This is a genomic window from Spirochaetota bacterium (assembly GCA_004297825.1).
In the GTDB taxonomy this organism is placed as follows: domain Bacteria; phylum Spirochaetota; class UBA4802; order UBA4802; family UBA5368; genus FW300-bin19.
In genome coordinates this window covers 1-16,110 of sequence record SCSX01000055.1, presented here as the reverse complement: position 1 = coordinate 16,110, position 16,110 = coordinate 1, and the positions used below count along the sequence as shown (strand labels likewise).

At 58.0% G+C, this 16,110-nt stretch carries 15 protein-coding genes; 9 read left to right on the top strand and 6 right to left on the bottom strand.

Features of this window, described 5'->3' with window-relative positions; all coding sequences use genetic code 11:
• Positions 1-138 precede the first annotated feature (138 nt).
• Complete coding sequence (locus EPN93_11205; GenBank protein TAL35013.1) at positions 139-1,005, bottom strand: hypothetical protein; 867 nt, start codon at positions 1,003-1,005, stop codon at positions 139-141.
• Between the two features lie 273 nt (positions 1,006-1,278).
• On the opposite strand from EPN93_11205, the gene EPN93_11200 reads away from it, so the two are divergent.
• The 6 genes from EPN93_11200 to EPN93_11175 all read left to right on the top strand — a co-directional run bounded on the left by EPN93_11200 (position 1,279) and on the right by EPN93_11175 (position 6,547).
• On the top strand, positions 1,279-2,472 hold the full coding sequence (locus EPN93_11200; GenBank protein TAL35012.1) for a hypothetical protein: 1,194 nt from the start codon (positions 1,279-1,281) through the stop codon (positions 2,470-2,472).
• Between the two features lie 138 nt (positions 2,473-2,610).
• The gene (locus EPN93_11195) at positions 2,611-3,051 is read left to right on the top strand and encodes a MarR family transcriptional regulator (protein TAL35011.1); all 441 of its coding nucleotides are present in this window, start codon (positions 2,611-2,613) and stop codon (positions 3,049-3,051) included.
• A gap of 62 nt (positions 3,052-3,113) precedes the next feature.
• Positions 3,114-3,809, top strand: coding sequence for a hypothetical protein (locus EPN93_11190; protein ID TAL35010.1), 696 nt, complete (start codon positions 3,114-3,116; stop codon positions 3,807-3,809).
• Between the two features lie 146 nt (positions 3,810-3,955).
• Entirely contained in the window at positions 3,956-4,501 is a 546-nt protein-coding gene (locus EPN93_11185) for a hypothetical protein (protein ID TAL35009.1), read from the top strand.
• 57 nt (positions 4,502-4,558) lie between these two features.
• Complete coding sequence (locus EPN93_11180; GenBank protein ID TAL35008.1) at positions 4,559-5,404, top strand: alpha/beta hydrolase; 846 nt, start codon at positions 4,559-4,561, stop codon at positions 5,402-5,404.
• Between the two features lie 267 nt (positions 5,405-5,671).
• Positions 5,672-6,547, top strand: a complete 876-nt coding sequence (locus EPN93_11175) for a hypothetical protein (GenBank protein TAL35007.1) — start codon at positions 5,672-5,674, stop codon at positions 6,545-6,547.
• A gap of 27 nt (positions 6,548-6,574) precedes the next feature.
• Here the strand turns inward: EPN93_11175 and EPN93_11170 are convergent, their stop codons facing one another.
• The gene (locus tag EPN93_11170) at positions 6,575-7,606 is read right to left on the bottom strand and encodes a sensor domain-containing diguanylate cyclase (protein ID TAL35050.1); all 1,032 of its coding nucleotides are present in this window, start codon (positions 7,604-7,606) and stop codon (positions 6,575-6,577) included.
• 124 nt (positions 7,607-7,730) lie between these two features.
• Between EPN93_11170 and EPN93_11165 the strand changes: the two genes are divergently transcribed.
• The gene (locus EPN93_11165; protein TAL35006.1) at positions 7,731-8,276 is read left to right on the top strand and encodes a tetratricopeptide repeat protein; all 546 of its coding nucleotides are present in this window, start codon (positions 7,731-7,733) and stop codon (positions 8,274-8,276) included.
• 260 nt (positions 8,277-8,536) lie between these two features.
• Positions 8,537-10,618 carry an elongation factor G gene (gene fusA / locus EPN93_11160; GenBank protein TAL35005.1) on the top strand — a complete coding sequence of 694 codons (2,082 nt, stop codon included), beginning with the start codon at positions 8,537-8,539 and terminating at the stop codon, positions 10,616-10,618.
• Between the two features lie 48 nt (positions 10,619-10,666).
• Here fusA and EPN93_11155 read toward each other — a convergent pair whose 3' ends face one another.
• The 4 genes from EPN93_11155 to EPN93_11140 all read right to left on the bottom strand — a co-directional run bounded on the left by EPN93_11155 (position 10,667) and on the right by EPN93_11140 (position 15,551).
• A complete protein-coding gene (locus tag EPN93_11155) occupies positions 10,667-11,686 on the bottom strand; it encodes an NUDIX domain-containing protein (protein ID TAL35004.1) in 1,020 nt (339 codons plus the stop codon).
• Positions 11,683-12,591: a methyltransferase domain-containing protein gene (locus EPN93_11150; GenBank protein ID TAL35003.1), complete on the bottom strand. Its 909-nt coding sequence runs from the start codon at positions 12,589-12,591 to the stop codon at positions 11,683-11,685. Before EPN93_11150 ends, EPN93_11155 begins: the two co-directional genes overlap by 4 nt.
• 67 nt (positions 12,592-12,658) lie before the next feature.
• Positions 12,659-14,851, bottom strand: coding sequence for a ferrous iron transport protein B (gene feoB, locus EPN93_11145; GenBank protein TAL35002.1), 2,193 nt, complete (start codon positions 14,849-14,851; stop codon positions 12,659-12,661).
• Positions 14,841-15,551 (bottom strand): metal-dependent transcriptional regulator, encoded by a 711-nt coding sequence (locus EPN93_11140; protein ID TAL35001.1) that lies wholly within the window; start codon positions 15,549-15,551, stop codon positions 14,841-14,843. Before EPN93_11140 ends, feoB begins: the two co-directional genes overlap by 11 nt.
• Positions 15,552-15,735: 184 nt before the next feature.
• Between EPN93_11140 and EPN93_11135 the strand changes: the two genes are divergently transcribed.
• Positions 15,736-16,110, top strand: a 375-nt coding sequence (locus EPN93_11135; protein ID TAL35000.1) for a hypothetical protein, incomplete at its 3' end; no start/stop codon positions are given.

Here is a 16,110-nt window from a genome sequence, read left to right as displayed (position 1 = left end):
CACAGCCTAAGGGTCAACAGGCTCGTGTCAAGGAGTTTCGGAAAAAAGTCGAACAGTGTTCGGATAAAGTGTCCATGCGGGGCCCTGGTGCCGGCGCGAATGCGCGGGATCACCGGACGTGCGGGAAACGCGGACGGGTCACGGATCGCATTTTTTCATAAGCGCCTCGATCGGGAGCGCGAGGCGTACCGTGGTGTCGCGGTTCGAGTCGATATCAATCGCGTGTTCCGGGTTGATGCCCATGTTCAATAAATGGCAGTCGATGGTGGCGTATCCCAGCCCGAAGCCGGATTCGCTCGTGTCGATATTGTTGACGAAAAATTCGTACTCGCGCCCCTCCTCGCGGCACTGGCGGTGCTCCCGCCTCTTCTCGAGAATGCGCGCGAGGTCGTTCGATAGAATGGGGGCGGTGTTCGTAACCGAAATGTATATGACACCCTCGTTCGCCTCCATGGTAAGTACGATCTTGAAATCCCGCTCCTTCATGCCGGCGCGGATTTTCTGGAGATTTTTAAGCCGTGAAAGCACCTCCCTCTCGTCGGGCGAGTAGGCCCTGTTTTCCTGGTAGACCCTGTTCTTGACGGCGAGATGGCGCGCCTCTTCGTTCAACACCTCGCGCACCATGCCGGAAATGTTGTCGCGTCGTATGATCTCGGCGGCGATGTTGTCGTACGCGTTCCGATCGCTCAGGGTATCGAGGATCGCGTTCCTGATCTCCTGGGGGGAGGCCCCCGGGTTCATGCGCGCGTTCATGCCGTACATGTGTTCCATGATGAGAAGGAGCTTATAGTTGGCCTTCACCGCGTTCTTGATGAGCTCGTCGACGCAGCAGAACACGTCATCCATGAAATTGGAGATGCCCATTTCACGGAAGAATCGCTGGCCGATCGCATGGATCTGGTCCCGCGCCTGGGTGCTGTAGACCTGGACCGCGCCGCTTACTCTCTTCCCCTCGCTCATAGGCGTATACCCCGGCACTCTGGATGTTCTTGACTGTGTGCTCATTCTGGATTTCCCGGCATCAAGGATAAATCTTAGCACGGCAGGCTCAGGACAAAATAAAAAACAGGACTTTTATGTCCCTTTGACGCCCCGGTGGAGGCGCCGCCGCACCCCCGGAGGGGGCAAGGAACAACGTTAGATGATGCCCGTCACGCATACGCCGGCCCCGAAAATTCTCTTGACTCGGGGGCGGCGCAGGGATAATGAATGGCCCTGCGGCGATGAACGGGGCTCCCGGGATCGCCCGTCCCGCGAAATTTTAATTCAGGTACCAGTATGAAAATCGAAAGGACTTCCGGTCGTTCAGTTCCGCGCACCGTTATTACGCTCGCCGTCCTCATGCTCTTGGGGCTATCCGGCTTTGTCTCCTGCGGCAGGGAGAGCTTCGACGACGAAAAGCACATCCAGTCGAAGTATGCGAACGCCGCCTATCTCAACCAGGTTGCGGCCTTCATTTCGGGCCTCGCCGTGGCGCCCGATTCCCCGTTTTACGCACAGTCACAGAACAAACAGTATGCCTCTTACAAGGAGCAGGCCGACAAGGCATGGACCCAGTACGACCAGGTCAAATTCCAGAAGATCGTCGCCTGGCGGGATAAATACATCCGCTCCGATATCAGCACGACGGTGTTTTACCCCTTCAGCGGTCCGGATATCCTTAACGCGCTCAACTTCTTTCCCGACGGCGAGGATTTCACCATGATCGGGCTCGAGTCGTTCGGCGAGGTCCCGGACCCCCGCAACATGCCCGCCGACAAGGTGGCGGCGAATCTCAACGGTGTCATGCACGCCCTGAGGACGCTCCTCAACCTGAATTTCTTCCGGACCTCGGAGATGATGGGCGACGTCAAGGCGGAGTCATTCTCGAGCATAACCGGGCTCATGATGTGTTTCCTCGCGCGCTTCAAGTACGAGATACTGGACGTGCACAAGGTATACGTGAACGGCGAGGGGAAGCTGGTCGAAAACGAAACCAAGGGAAAGAACGGCGACGTTCCCGGGATCGAGATCGTGTTCCGGAAAGGGAAGGGCCAGCCGCTCAGGCGCGCGCGGTTTTTCAAGATAGACGTTTCGGACAACGCGCTTAAAAAGACCCCGCATTTCGTGGTCTACCTGAAAAAGCAGACCGGGGTGACGACCTTCATGAAATCGGCGTCGTACCTCCTGTCCTGGGACAACTTCACGACGATGAGGGGGGTCGTGCTCGGCGTGAGCGATTACATCGTCCAGGACGATTCGGGCTGCCCCATGAAGTATTTCGGCGAAAAGGAATGGAAGCTCACGTTCCACGGCACCTACACCCTGCTGCAGATGTTCGCCAACCAGCTGCAGCCCGATCTCCAGAAGGCCATGAAGGAAAAATCCACCGGGCCGCTCCCCTTCGCGTTCGGTTACGGGTTTAACCCGGATAGATCGAGCATCATCATCGCGGAAAAGATCGCGCGCCAGGGGCAGCCCGCGCGGAAATAAGCCGCGCACATTCCCTCGTGCAAGAACCGGGGCGCCGCCGGCGTTCTAACACGTCAAAGGAAAGGGAGATGATTTTTTTATTGACAAAACCGGCGGCACTATATATTAGACAGTATAATTATTAGACTATCTAACAATATGAAACTGGATAAAACCCTCGACCGGTATTACATACTCATTCACGAGCTCTATTCCAATCTGATGCTTTTCGAAATAGAGCATTTGAAGAAAGGCCTCATGCGGGATATCACCTTTCATGAGATTCACACCATTGAAATCATAGGTCATTCCGGCGAGACGTCCATGAGGGAGCTGGCACAGAAGGCGAATGTGAAGCAAAGCACCATGACCGTCATGATCGACAAGCTCATCCGGAAGGGCCTGGTGAGACGATATCAGCGCAAGGACGACCGGCGCCTGGTGATGGTGCGGCTGACTAAAAACGGTGAAACGGCGCACGCGGAGCACAATAAGGTCCATCAAAATATCACGAAGCTCTGGCTTGAGATACTGGATGGAAAAGAGAGGGACGATCTGCTTAAAATCATGGAAAAGATATCCCGGCACATGAGAGGGTAAAAAATTTATCGTATAGTTAGATAGTCTAATATATAGATACTCTACAATATTATGGAGGCGCAATGAGCGGTGTCGTAAAATACAAGGATCACCGGAGCGGCAGGGTAGTGTTCATCAGCCAGTGTATCGCGAACCAGAACCTGAGATTTCCCGGGATCGCCGTCACCGCCGGGGTATGCCGGGAGCTTGTGGAAATGCTTGCGGCCGGCGGCGCGGGAATAGAGACCATTCCCTGCCTGGAGCGGATCGGCTGGGGCGGAATAGCGAGAACGGGCTTTATTAAATATCAGCCCTATCTCCTCGCGCGTCACCGCGCGCCGGTTTCCCGGATAATCACTTTATTTGCGCGACTATGGCTGTGGAACTATGGCCGGCGATGCGGAAGGGAGGCGGCGAAAATCGTGTCTTGCATGGAGGATTACCTCCGGCAGGGATACGTCATCGATGGGATTATTTCGGTCGATGACAGCCCCACCGACGGCGTGACGCACACCATTGATCTCCTTCGATCCTCGGCGAAAATACGATCCGGCACTTTTGATGCCGGAAAAGTGCTTTCCGCTGATATTTCGTTGATGAAGGAGATACTGCCGGCGCTATGTGAACGGGGTGAGGGTATATTCATGCGTACGCTGAAGGCCCGCCTGAAGAAAAAGGCCGTCCAGGTAAAAATTATCGGGTTTGACCCGTGGGCCGACCAGGGGGCCGAAGCTGAAAGAATCTCGAAAGAGCTGAATCTGTATCATACTGAATCATAAAATCTCAAGGAGGCGGTGCCATGTCGAATGATTCGTTGCAAAAACGGGACGTATATGGACTCGGCGGAGTTGTTTCGATTATTCAGAGCATTCTCTTCGTAACTATTGCTTTATACGCACTGGGTCTCGGGATAGATAATTTTATCATGAAGGGTTTCGGTGATCTCTACCGGGAAAGCCCGTGGCTTTTTTCATCGCTCTGCGGAACATTTGTGTTAATTGCAATCCTGGGCATAGCCATCACGCCGGCTGAAAAGGAGCTTCTTGCGGAAGCGGATAACGGCCTGGCTACGTGGGGAAGCAATCTGGCCTACCTGGGGCATATGGGCACGATCGCGTTTTTTTCCTGGTGGATCATTTTCGCGAACCTGAATCACAACCAGGCGGATGTGAGCCTGGCCACCGTGCTTGTCCCGATCAAATGGGGAATCATGTTCGAGCTTTTTTTCGTAGGCGCATGGGTCTGGATCATCGCGTATGTCGTTTTCAGGCACGGCATTCTATCAAGGAATTTCGGTCTTGTCAGTATCGCCAAGGCGACCAGCTTCTGGTTTGCATTTTGTGCGTTTCTCTTAAATGAGAAACTGCTGCTTGTCGCGGGTATTGTGCTTGTCGCCGTAATATTCGGACCATGGTGGCATATGTGGATTTCCGTAAGATTTTTTTTGCGACATGAAAAGGAAGAAAAATAAATACTATTCGGGATAATCGGGGCGTCCGGGTATTACCGGCGCTTGGAGGGCGCACTCATGAGCCAGCAAAAACGATTTGAAACGGTTCAATCAAATGGAAAGACACTGCACATCGATGTTTACGAGGCAGATACCGCAAATCCGGTCATAATATTCATTCCCGGCATGGGATGCTACGCAGGCATCTATGAAGAATTCCTGAGCGGGCTTGCCGGGGAAGGCTTCACGGTGATCGGCGTCGATCTTCCGGGACACGGAAGAAGCTCCGGCGCGCGCGGCGTATTCACCTTCGATGAAATAATGACAGCCATTTCGGACATCGTATCGTATTCTATCGACCGTTATCATGAAAGAGTCGGACTCATGGGTTCGAGCCTGGGCGGAACCTTCGCGCTCTACGCGGCGATGCATGAAAAAAGATTAAAAGCTGTCCTTTGCCATGACGCCATGGACATCTCGCGCGACCTCCCTGTGCCGGCACGATTTCCCCGCGTAATCCGTTTCCTGACACGACTACGCTTTCTCGCGGATCTAATGCCGCGGCTGCCCGTGCCGCTCAGGCTCCTCGTCAACTGGAGCCACGTCGTGGAGAGCCCGCTCATGCTGGATTCCATAATTCAAGACAAGAATATGGTATGGTACTATTCGCTTGGAAGCTGGAATTCTTTCCTTGCGTATCGGCCGTCGGGCGAGCTTGGCCGCATTTCCGTGCCGCTAAAGATCATTGTGGGGGATCGCGACCTATTGTTCACCCCCGTGCACTGCAAAAAAATTGCGGAAAGGATCGGGATGAGTGGGGCGCCGGTCGAAGTGCTCAAAGGCGGACATGCGCTGCCGCTGGAAAAAATTTCCCGGACGATTGATGTCTCGCGCAGGTGGTTTAAAGAGAAATTGAGGAATTGATTCCGGATGCAATCGGGAGTACTTTATCAAAGGAGGTGGAATGGCGTTCCGGAAGGAGTATATCGGACCCCATCTAATGAAGACCCGGATTCGGTTACCGCACCGGGGAGAAGGACGCAGCGAATAATGTCGGAAAAAGGAGAAAGTGCCCATGAAAAGCCGAAATTTGAGAAGAAGACCCATCAATCTGCTGATACAGGTATGGGCTTTCCCTAAAAAAGTAAAAGAGATCGCCAAACCCAAAAAACGCATCGCGTGGAGGAAGCCATGGGAATTGCTCCATCTATAACCACCCGGACGCGCGTCGTCCTGTGCCTGCTGGCCCTGGTGTTGTTCCCGGTGGTCTTTCAGGCCCGCGGGTTCGCGGCCGGGGAAGACGCTTCGTACCTTGCAGACAGGGGCACGGGCATTCCCACGTCGATGTTCGGAAGCTATATTCGGAGGGGCGACTTCCTGTTCTATCCGTTCTATGAGTATTATTACGATAAAAAGACGGAATACGCGCCCGAGGATTTCGGCTACACGGGAAGTAAAACCTACAAGGCGAAATCATGGGCCCACGAGGGCCTCATCTATGTCGCGTATGGGTTCACGGACTGGCTCATGGTCGAGATGGAGGCCGCGGTGATATCCCAGCGGCAGTACAAGTCCGACCGCGATATCTCCGCCATGCCGGATTCTATCAGGGAGTCGGGTATCGGCGACGTCGAGGGACAGGTCCGCTGGCGGTGGTTTGGGGAGACGGACGTGAGGCCGGAGCTCTTCAGCTACGTCGAGACGGTGGGCCCCACGCAAAAGAGCGGCGACGTGCTCATAGGCACCCCCGACTGGGAGTTCAAATTCGGGGCGGGGGTGATCAAGGGATTCGGGTTCGGCACGCTCACGCTCAGGGCCTCCTTCGAATACCTGAAGGAAACGAATAAATTCGAATCCGGCGAGTACGCGGTGGAGTACCTGAAAAAAATATCGAACACCGTACGCGTGTTCCTCGGGGTAGAGGGCTCGCAGGATGAGGTATCCGTCATCCCCGAGATACAGGTGTACCTCAGGGAGAATATTTATCTTAAACTGAATTGCGGGTTCGGGATCACCCCCGCGGCGACCGACATAGCGCCGGAGGCGGGGATCATGTTCGTGCTTTAATGCCGGTTCTATCCGGTTGCGCGACGGTCAGCGCGCCGCCTTTCTTTTCTGGTGATACATTTCCATGTCGGCCCTGTGCATGAGTTCGCGCAGGGTGTGCATGGGACCGGATGCGATCCCGTAGGAAAACCGCACCTCCCATCCGTCCGCGATCGTGAAGCAGCACGATTGTTCCATCCCGGCCCGAAGGCGTGTTTCTATCCGGGCGAGGGTGTCCGCATCGTCCTCGCGCACGAGCGAGAGGAACTCGTCGCCCCCAATGCGGAATATCTGGTCGTTCGAGCGCAGGCGCGACCTGAGCAGGGCGGCCGTGGCGACGAGGGCCGCGTCGCCCTCGCGGTGCCCCAGGGTGTCGTTGAGATCCTTGAAGGCGTCCAGGTCCACGACCATCACGAGCGCGAAGCGGGGCTGGTCGCTCCGTCTTCTGTGCGGCGCCTCTTCCTTCTCGGATTCGGCGACGATCTGGTTCAGGCGCAGGCGGTTGTAGAGGCCGGTGAGGGGATCGGTGTGGCCCAGGAGGAGTACCTGCTGGAAGAGGGCCTCGTTCGCGAACGCGATCGCGGAGAAATCGGCGATGGTCTGGAGCACGAACATCTCGTCGTCGGTGTAGGCCTCCCCGGAGGACTTGTTCACCAGCTCGATCACGCCATAGATCGTTCCCTTGAATATGACGGGCACCGCCATGACCGAGCGCGTTACGAACCCGGTGACACGATCGACCCTGTCGGTGAACCGGGCGTCGTTTTTCGCGTCCGGAACGAACACGGCCTCGCCGGTCTTGGCGACGTGTCCCGCGATCCCCTCGCCCAGGCCCAGGCGAATGTTTTCAACCGCCAGCTTGTCGACGCCCTTGATAATCACGAAGAAGAGCTCGCGGGTGTTGGGATCCAGGCGCATGAGGCTCCAGTTCTCGGGGTCGAAGTACGCCCGCACCTCTTCCATGATGCCGTTCTGGATATCATCGAGCTTGAGCGACGAGGTGATGAGTTTTCCAATGCTCGCGTAGAGCTGTCGTATCTGCTGGTTCGTGGGCATGCCATCGCTCCTTGCGCGCCGTATGGGCAGGCGCGGTACCTTGTAGCACATCCCCGCGTGGGGAGCAACCAGAATATGCCCGGTGCCGTCCGGGACGCCCCTTAAAAAAATACTAATAAGGGAGGGCCCGGGCGCCGATTATTTTCCCATGAGGAGACATAATATGAGAAGCGTGGTGCGCGGTATCCTTGCGGGGGCGGTCCTTGCGATGCTCTGTATCCCGTGGGAAGAAAGCCTCCGGGCCCAGGACGCGGGGGACGCGGAAGGGGACAAGAAGGCGGTCGAGGTGCCCGTGGACCTTCGCCGATTCGCCGACGACATGAAGTTCGAGAACGCCATGCAGTTTTTCCGGATGAAAGACGGCGACCGTGCGCTCGTGGAGTTCAAGGAATACCTGGAGATATATATCCGGGGCGCGCACCGCGGCGAGGCCTACCGGGGCATCGCGAAAATCTATTTCGAGCGCTACGATTACGAGCGCTCCGCCCGCGCCTATGGCGCGATCTACGAGGAGGCCAGCGCGTCCGAGGACGGTATCGACGCCTGGTACCATGCGGGGCTGTGCTACCAGAAGATGGGGGAGGACGAGAAGGCGCGCTCCATTTTTGGCGAAATCGTGCAGAAGTACCCCTATTCAAACAGCCGGCAGCCGGCGCAGGTGCAGCTCGACATGATAAAAATATTCTCTAAATAAATTTTCGTTTGACAGAAAAAATGCTATACTTGAGCATGCGCTTTTTATTGCGGCACGGGTAAACCGCATGTGCGGAGTTTCGTGCCTGGTTCGGTCGCGGCGTTCCTGTATCTGCAGCGTGCCCCGCTCGAGTGCAATAGTTAACATTTCCTTTATTCAGGCGTGCGCGTGTCGTGGTATGTACCCGGCTGAAGCCGGCGCACACGAACGGTGATAGCCGGGAATGGGGAAACACATCATCTTAACACAGGAGTAGTATCATGCCACTGCAGAAAGTCAGAAATATCGGGATCGCGGCGCACATCGACGCGGGAAAGACCACGGTGACCGAGCGCCTGCTCTATTTCACCGGTACCACGCGCAAGCTGGGCGAGGTTCACGACGGCGCCGCCACCATGGACTTCATGAAGCAGGAACAGGAGCGCGGCATCACGATCGCCTCCGCCGCCATTTCGTGCATGTGGAAAAATCACACGGTGAATATCATCGACACCCCCGGCCACGTGGACTTCACGGTCGAGGTGGAGCGCTCCCTGCGCGTTATCGACGGCATGATCGGCCTCTTCTGCGCGGTTGCGGGCGTCGAGCCCCAGAGCGAGACCGTGTGGAACCAGGCTGACCGCTACAAGGTGCCGCGCATCGCGTTCGTGAACAAGATGGACCGCATAGGCGCCGACTTTGGCGAGTGCATCGCCCAGATGGACAAATACCTGGACGCCAATCCCGTCCCCATGCAGGTGCCCATGGGCGCCGAGGAAAACTTCCTGGGCGTCATCGACATCGTTGAACGCAAGGCCATCGTCTTCAAGGATATGGAGCGCATCGTCGAAGAGGTGCCGGAAGACTATCGCGAGAAATGCGAGGAAGCCCGCAAGCACCTCGTGGAAAAGCTCGCCGACTTCGACGAGGAGATCATGAGTCTCTACCTTAGCGAGAAGGATGTCTCCGCCGAGCTCATCAAGCGCGCGACGCGCTGCGCGACGATCAAGATGCTCTTTACGCCCGTGTTCTGCGGCGCGGCCTACAAGAACAAAGGCATCCAGATCCTCCTGGACGCGATTATCGACTATCTCCCGTCCCCCATCGACAAGGGGGCGGTGATCGGACTGGACACCAGGGACGAGACGAAGAGCCACGCCCGGCATCCCATAGCGAGCGACCCGTTCTGCGCGATCGCCTTCAAGCTCATTCACGATCCCTACGTGGGCCAGCAGACGTTCATCCGCATCTATTCGGGAAAGCTCGCGAGCGGCATGCAGGTCTATAACGCGTCCAAGAACGAGTACGAGCGTATCGGACGGATACTCCGGATACGCGCGAAGGAGCGCGAGGATATCACGAACGCCGGGCCCGGCGATATCGTGGCCCTCATCGGCTTGAAGTACACCAAGACGGGCGATACGCTGTGCGATTCGACCCACCCCGTGGTGCTCGAATCCATTTACATACCGCCCGCGGTCATCGACCTCAAGATCACGCCCCCCACTAAGAAAGAGGAGGAGAAGCTGGGTATCGCGCTGCGGAAGCTCGCGATGGAAGATCCCTCGTTCAAGGTGCGCGTGGACGATGAAACCAACGAGACCATCATCTCGGGCATGGGCGAGCTCCACCTCGAGATCATCGTCGACCGCCTCAAGACCGAGTTCAACGTGGAGGCGATCGTGGGCGAGCCCTCCGTGGCCTGCCGCGAGACCATCACCGCCGAATCTGAGAACAACACGAAGTACGCGAAGCAGACGGGCGGGCGCGGCCAGTACGCGCACGTGGTCATGCGCATCGAGCCCAACAAGGGCAAGGGCTTCGAGTTCGTGGACCACATCAAGGGCGGCGTAATTCCTCAGGAATTCATCCCCTCCATACGGAAGGGCATCGAGTCCGTTCTGGAAGACGGCATCCTGGCCGGCTTTCCGGTCGTGGACGTCCGGGTCGTTATTATCGACGGCAGCTACCACGACGTGGACTCGTCGGACATAGCGTTCAGGACATGCGGCTCCATCTGCTTCAAAGAGGCTTTCCGCAAGGCGGGCCCCATCCTCCTTGAGCCCCAGATGAAGATCGAGATCAACACCCCCGACGACCATATCGGGGAGGTGATCGGGGACCTCAATCGCAGGCGCGGCCGCGTGGAGTCCATGCGCCGTTTCCGCAAGGGCGCCCAGAAGGTGAACGGGTTCGTCCCGCTCATGGAGATGTTCGGCTACGCGACGCAGCTCAGGAGCCTTTCGAGCGGGCGCGCGAACTATTCCATGGAGTTCTCGAATTACGTGCCGCTGCAGAAAGACGTCCAGGAGAAGGTGCTCAAGCAGATCCAGGAAAAGAAGCTGCAGAAGGCCAAGGCCTGATCCCCGGGCGGCCGTTTCCGCGGGAGAAAAGCCGTGACGCGAAAGCGCTCACGGCTTTTTTGTTTTCACGTACCCCAGGGCGAGGAAGTAATTAATCTTGTCGTAGAAGAAAATGATCCGGTTGTTGAGCTCCAGGGTCGTGTATATCTCGATGGGGGTGAGGAAAATCTTTTCCTTCACCAGCAGCATCCAGAGCGATTTGCGGGAAAGGGCCATGGCCGTGATCGCCTCCGGCAGCGGGATGCCGAGCTCCTCCAGGCGCGCGCCCGATTCGATGAACTCCTCGATCCCCAGCGTATCGGTGCCCCGGGTCAGCCAGTACTGGATGCCGCGGAGTGCCGCCAGGTTGAGCCGGTACAGCACGTCGAGGTGGGCCGCCAGGGCGGGCAATTTCCGCGCGATTTCCGCCGCCCAGCCGTCGGTTACCGGAATTATGCTCCTGTCTATGAACTTCACGAGCACGTTGGAGAGAAAGGCGTAGTGCTCATCATCCCTCGGTTTGATACCATCCGGAGAGTCTATATCCGGAAAGAGATGGCGAAACGAGTCCACCATGGTCCAGGTGTCGGTATTCATCTCGATATAGAGTTTCACCGCCTTCTCGTTGGAGGACCACGCGAGCGGCGGCAGGTCCAGGATCGGGAAGAAACCCGCGTCCGACGCGTCGTCGCCGGGGCGCACGCTCCCCCCGGTTATCCGCGCCTCGTAGGTGACGATCGCCAGACTCCCGTAAAAGTAGTTTTCCACCGTGTCCACGTCGATGAGCCGCGTGATCTCGCCCCTGACCCCGGCCTCCTCTTCGAGCTCCCTGAGCGCCGCGTCGTGAATCTCCTCGCCGCTCTCCGCAAAGCCTATGGGAAGGCACCACATGTCGCGGTACGGGTCCTTCTTCCTCTTCACGAGGAGCACCTCGCGATTTTCGTTCACGACAATGGTGCTCGCGACCGGAAGGGGGTTCTCGTAGAATACGCTGCCGCAGTGCGGACAGTAATCGCGCATCTTCCCGTCCATTTCGCCGCGGGCGATCTCCTTGCCGCAATAGCAGCAGAATAATTTCGGTTTCTTCATTCGTTCTCTTCGAGCGCGCCCGCGCGCGTTACGGCGGATTTGCGGCAGATGAATATGCCGTCGTCCTTGTTAAAGGAGACCAGGCCGTGCCGCTTCGCATGATCGTACACGCGCGCGCCGATACACCTTTCCAGATCCAGCACCCGGTCCGGGTAACCGTCGATGATCTCCTTATAGATGAGGCTCTTCTTTTTTTCAAGGTAATAAACGCAATCCTCGATGTGGCCGGATTTGAACACCATGGAGTTCCGGTAAGTGATCCTTTCGACCCGGTCGAAAAAGGGCTCCAGCAGGCGCACCCCGTTTTCGGCGGAGAACGCGGCGAAGAGCCTGCCGAGCGCCGTCTTTTCGGGCGCGCGAAGGCCGAGCGTCTTCATGCATCCCTGCACGAAGCCCAGGGCCTCCTCGAGCGAGCGTTCACTGTGCGTGATCGCGATGAACGCGCCGTCCCCCGCGAGGAGCCGGGCGACCTGGGGCACGATGTACGGGAAGAAGTAAAGAGAATAGCTTGAAATTATCAGGTCGAAGCTTCCGTCCTTCATGGAGCGCACCAGGTCGACCGGACCGTGTATGAATTCGCCGCGATAGTGAATCGACGCCACCGTGTCCAGGTAGGCGTGCTCGTTGTGCTCCACCAGGTCGATCCCCGTGATCGTCGCGTCGGGGGCGAGGAGTCCCTTCAGCTTTTCGACGAAAAATCCGTACCCGGATCCCAGGTCGAGCACCCTGCGCATCCCGGAGAGATCCAGGCGCCGAATCGCGAGGTCGCGGATATCGCGCCGGTTGGTGGAGTAGCTCTTGATAATATGCTTGGTCACGAGCAGGTCGTGCACGTTCTCGTACGTTTTCCGGATTTCCCCGGGTGTGTAGATCGCCTCCTTCATGGGGCCCGCCTGTTTATACATACCGGATTACGGCGGGAACTTCAAGGAGTTTCGGAGAAAATTGGCGGTATCGCGCGGCGTAAGTGTATCAGGCCCCCAGGAGAATCCCGGCCTGGTACACGATGAAGCTCGTCGTCCAGGCGACGGCAAGCTGGTAAAACACCGAGAACGCGGCCCAACGCCAGCCCGCCTCCCGGCCGATCGCCGCGATGGTCGCCAGGCAGGGGACGTACATGAGCACGAAGAGCATGAATACGTACGCCGCGAGCGGCGTTATACGGTACTCGGGCCGCGCGAGGGATTCCTGGAGCGAGCGATCCATGGCGTCGTGGTCCGCGCCCGCCGGCGCATGGTAGAGCACGCCCATGGTGCTCACCACGATCTCCTTGGCCACGAAACCGGTGATCAGCGATACCCCCATCTGCCAGGTGAAGCCCAGGGGCTCAAGGACGACGTGCACCGCCTTTCCCACCCTCCCGATCGCGCTGTGCTCCTTGAGCGCGGCGGCCCTGTCCCTGGCGAGCTCATCGTGTTCGGTATCGTACGCGCTGCGTATGCGGGCCAGTTCCCCGGTATCGGCCGTGTGCGCCATTCGCTTTTCGAATTCCGCAGTCACGCCCGCCTCGCGCGCCCTGTAGTGCTCCTCGATTTCCGGGGATTTCGGATATGCCCCCATCGCCCAGATGATGATCGAGAAGGCCAGGATGATCCCGCCCATCTTTCGTAAATATTGCGAGGAGCGGTCCCACATGTGCAGCGCGGTGGACTTGAGCGTGGGTATGCGGTAGGGCGGAAGCTCCATCACGAAGGGCGTCGATGCGCGCTTGAAAAACAATCTCCGGTGAAGGCGCGCGGAAAGAAAGGCGAATGCGATCCCGATCGCGTAGAGCGAGAGGATGACCGTTCCCGCGCGACCCCGGAAAAAGACCCCGGCAAACAGGATGTACAGGGGGAGCCTGGCGGAACAGCTCATGAACGGGTTGATGAGTATGGTGAGGATCCGGTCCTGCCTGTTCTCGAGCGCGCGCGTCGCCATGATCGCGGGGACGTTGCACCCGAAACCCATCACGAGCGGGATGAAGGACTTTCCGTGAAGTCCTATGGTATGCATGATCCGGTCCATGATGAACGCCGCGCGCGCCATGTAGCCCGTGTCCTCCATGAAGCTGATGCCCGCGAAGAGGATGAGTATGTTCGGGAGGAAAACGATCACCCCTCCCACGCCGCCTATGACGCCCTCGACGAGCAGGTCCTTGAGCGGGCCCGGTGAGAGCACCGAGTCGGCGGCGCCGGCGAGCGACGCGACCATGCCCTCGATCAGGGTCATGGGGTATTCCCCCAGCGTAAAGGTCAGGTGAAAGAGAAGCCAGAGGAACACAAAGAGTATGGGAAAGCCCAGGTACCTGTTGGTAAGCACCATGTCGATGGAGTCCGACATGTCCGCGCGGGTCACCGCGGTTTTCTTCACCGTTTCGTGAACCGCGCCCGAGATGAAGCCGTAGCGCGCGTCGGAAAAAATGACGTCGATGGGCTCCCCGAAGGCGCGCTCGAGCCGGGTGCGTCCGCCTGTGGCCTGCGATTCGATCGCTTCCCGCTTCGGGTGTTCGTTCAGCCTGGTGCGCACGTCCGCGTCGTTTTCAAGGAGCCTGAGCGCGAGCCACCGCGTCCTGTAGCGCTGTTCGATCCCCGGCGGTTCGCCTATGAGCTCCCTCAGCTTTTCGATCTCCGCTTCCGCGTCGTGGCCGAACGGTATGTATATCTGCCGGGCGATTTTTTCGGTTCCCTCGTAGACACGGATGACGGCGTCGATAAGCTCGTCGATCCCCTCGCCCCGCGTGCCCACGGTGGGGATCACCGGCATCCCCAGGAGCGCGCCCAGCTTCTCCTCGTCGATACGCATCCCCTTGGAGCGCGCCTCGTCGTGCATGTTGAGCGCGATGACCGTGCGCGCCCCGATGCTCACGAGCTGGGTGGTCAGGAAGAGGTTGCGTTCGAGATTGCCCGCGTCGACGACGTTGACGATCACGTCGGGCTTCCCGTCCAGTATGAAGCCGCGCGTGATGATCTCCTCGATGGTGTAGGTGGTGAGACTGTAGGTTCCCGGGAGGTCCACCACGCGAATGCGGTAGGGGCCGCGGCGAAGATGTCCCTCGCGCTTCTCGACGGTGACCCCGCTCCAGTTGGCGACCTTCTGCCGGGCGCCCGTGAGCGCGTTGAAAATGGTGGTCTTCCCGCAGTTGGGATTTCCCACCAGGCCGATAACGATCTCGTTATGCTTCATCGGACTCCCGGACCTGCTTCACCATGATGCCGCGTGCCTCTTCGACGCGCAGGGAGAGGTGATAGCCCTTGAGCTCGAGCTCCAGGGGATTGCGCAGGGGCGCGTAGCGCACTACGCGGATTCGCTCGCCCTTCCGGAAACCCATTTCCACGAGGCGCTTGCGCAACTCTCCCTCCACGCTCACGCGGCGGATCACGGCGCGGTCGCCCTCCTTGAGCTCCGAGAGGGGTTTCTCGTCCAGGATATTCCTGAGGTCGCCGGTCCATCCGGATTCGGACCCCGCCTGGTCGCGATGAAATTCAACCAGCCGGAAGATCTGCCTGCAGGCCTCGGGGGACAGATGATGCTCCAGTTTGCAGGCCTCGCTGTCGGCGGCGTTGCGATCCATGCGCAGCACGGTGTGGAAAAAATCGGCGAGGAAGCTGTGTTTCCGATACACCCGGTCGGCCAGCTCCTTGCCCTGCGGCGTGAGCTCGATATACTCGTATTTCTCGCTCTCGATGAGTCCCTTCTCGCGGAGCCGGGCGAGGGCCGCGCTCACCGAGGGCATGGTGATCTCCAGGCTCTTCGCGATGTCCTTCACGCGGACCACCCGCTGGCGGGTGGCCAACAGGGCGATACGCTCGAGGTAGTCCTCCATGTTCGGAGAGAGCTCGGTGCTGCCGAACTCCTCCGGTTCCTGCCGCTTGTCACGTTTCATACAGCCATTATAGCGAGGGAACAAATTTGTGACAATTAAATATTGTTAGAAGTGTCTAATTATTTTTGGGGTGTGAATTAAAATCCCGGACGTTTCGCGCTGGAAACGCCGGAAAATGTTCCGATTTTCATCCTCTCCTTAGTATCCATTTCAGACGCTCCACATTATCCCCGGAGTATACGGAATGTTGCGAACAAGCATCAACATGAGAAACGATATCTTTATTAGGATAGGCATCGCCGCCGTCCGGCTTCGAAAATCCCAGCGCGAGGTCGTGATCATGCTGCTTAATCGCATACGGGGCGATTTCAATCACTTCCAGGGGGGCTTTACCCTGGTGAGGTATCAGCCGCGCGATCCCCGGAAGCGTTGGCATTGTTTTCCGATTCGCTTCAGGGAGGCGGAAAATGAGCTTGTTGCGGATTTCAGGAAGCTGGGCAGGTTTTCCGTCTCCTACCTGGTGGCGATGGCAACGGACCGATATCTGGAAGAAATGTTGCAAGATAAGAAAAGCAGGCATAACTATGCAAAATTTGCTCACTATGCCATCGGCCAGAGG

What these genes read in the sequence shown, in the direction of transcription:
- EPN93_11175 (TAL35007.1), top strand. Translation starts at nt 5,672, where the DNA reads ATGGGAATTGCTCCATCTATAACCACCCGGACGCGCGTCGTCCTGTGC.
- EPN93_11195 (TAL35011.1), top strand. Translation starts at nt 2,611, where the DNA reads ATGAAACTGGATAAAACCCTCGACCGGTATTACATACTCATTCACGAG.
- EPN93_11165 (TAL35006.1), top strand. Translation starts at nt 7,731, where the DNA reads ATGAGGAGACATAATATGAGAAGCGTGGTGCGCGGTATCCTTGCGGGG.
- EPN93_11180 (TAL35008.1), top strand. Translation starts at nt 4,559, where the DNA reads ATGAGCCAGCAAAAACGATTTGAAACGGTTCAATCAAATGGAAAGACA.
- EPN93_11200 (TAL35012.1), top strand. Translation starts at nt 1,279, where the DNA reads ATGAAAATCGAAAGGACTTCCGGTCGTTCAGTTCCGCGCACCGTTATT.
- feoB (TAL35002.1), bottom strand. Translation starts at nt 14,851, where the DNA reads ATGAAGCATAACGAGATCGTTATCGGCCTGGTGGGAAATCCCAACTGC.
- EPN93_11205 (TAL35013.1), bottom strand. Translation starts at nt 1,005, where the DNA reads ATGAGCACACAGTCAAGAACATCCAGAGTGCCGGGGTATACGCCTATG.
- EPN93_11140 (TAL35001.1), bottom strand. Translation starts at nt 15,551, where the DNA reads ATGAAACGTGACAAGCGGCAGGAACCGGAGGAGTTCGGCAGCACCGAG.
- EPN93_11150 (TAL35003.1), bottom strand. Translation starts at nt 12,591, where the DNA reads ATGTATAAACAGGCGGGCCCCATGAAGGAGGCGATCTACACACCCGGG.
- EPN93_11155 (TAL35004.1), bottom strand. Translation starts at nt 11,686, where the DNA reads ATGAAGAAACCGAAATTATTCTGCTGCTATTGCGGCAAGGAGATCGCC.
- fusA (TAL35005.1), top strand. Translation starts at nt 8,537, where the DNA reads ATGCCACTGCAGAAAGTCAGAAATATCGGGATCGCGGCGCACATCGAC.
- EPN93_11190 (TAL35010.1), top strand. Translation starts at nt 3,114, where the DNA reads ATGAGCGGTGTCGTAAAATACAAGGATCACCGGAGCGGCAGGGTAGTG.
- EPN93_11185 (TAL35009.1), top strand. Translation starts at nt 3,956, where the DNA reads ATGAAGGGTTTCGGTGATCTCTACCGGGAAAGCCCGTGGCTTTTTTCA.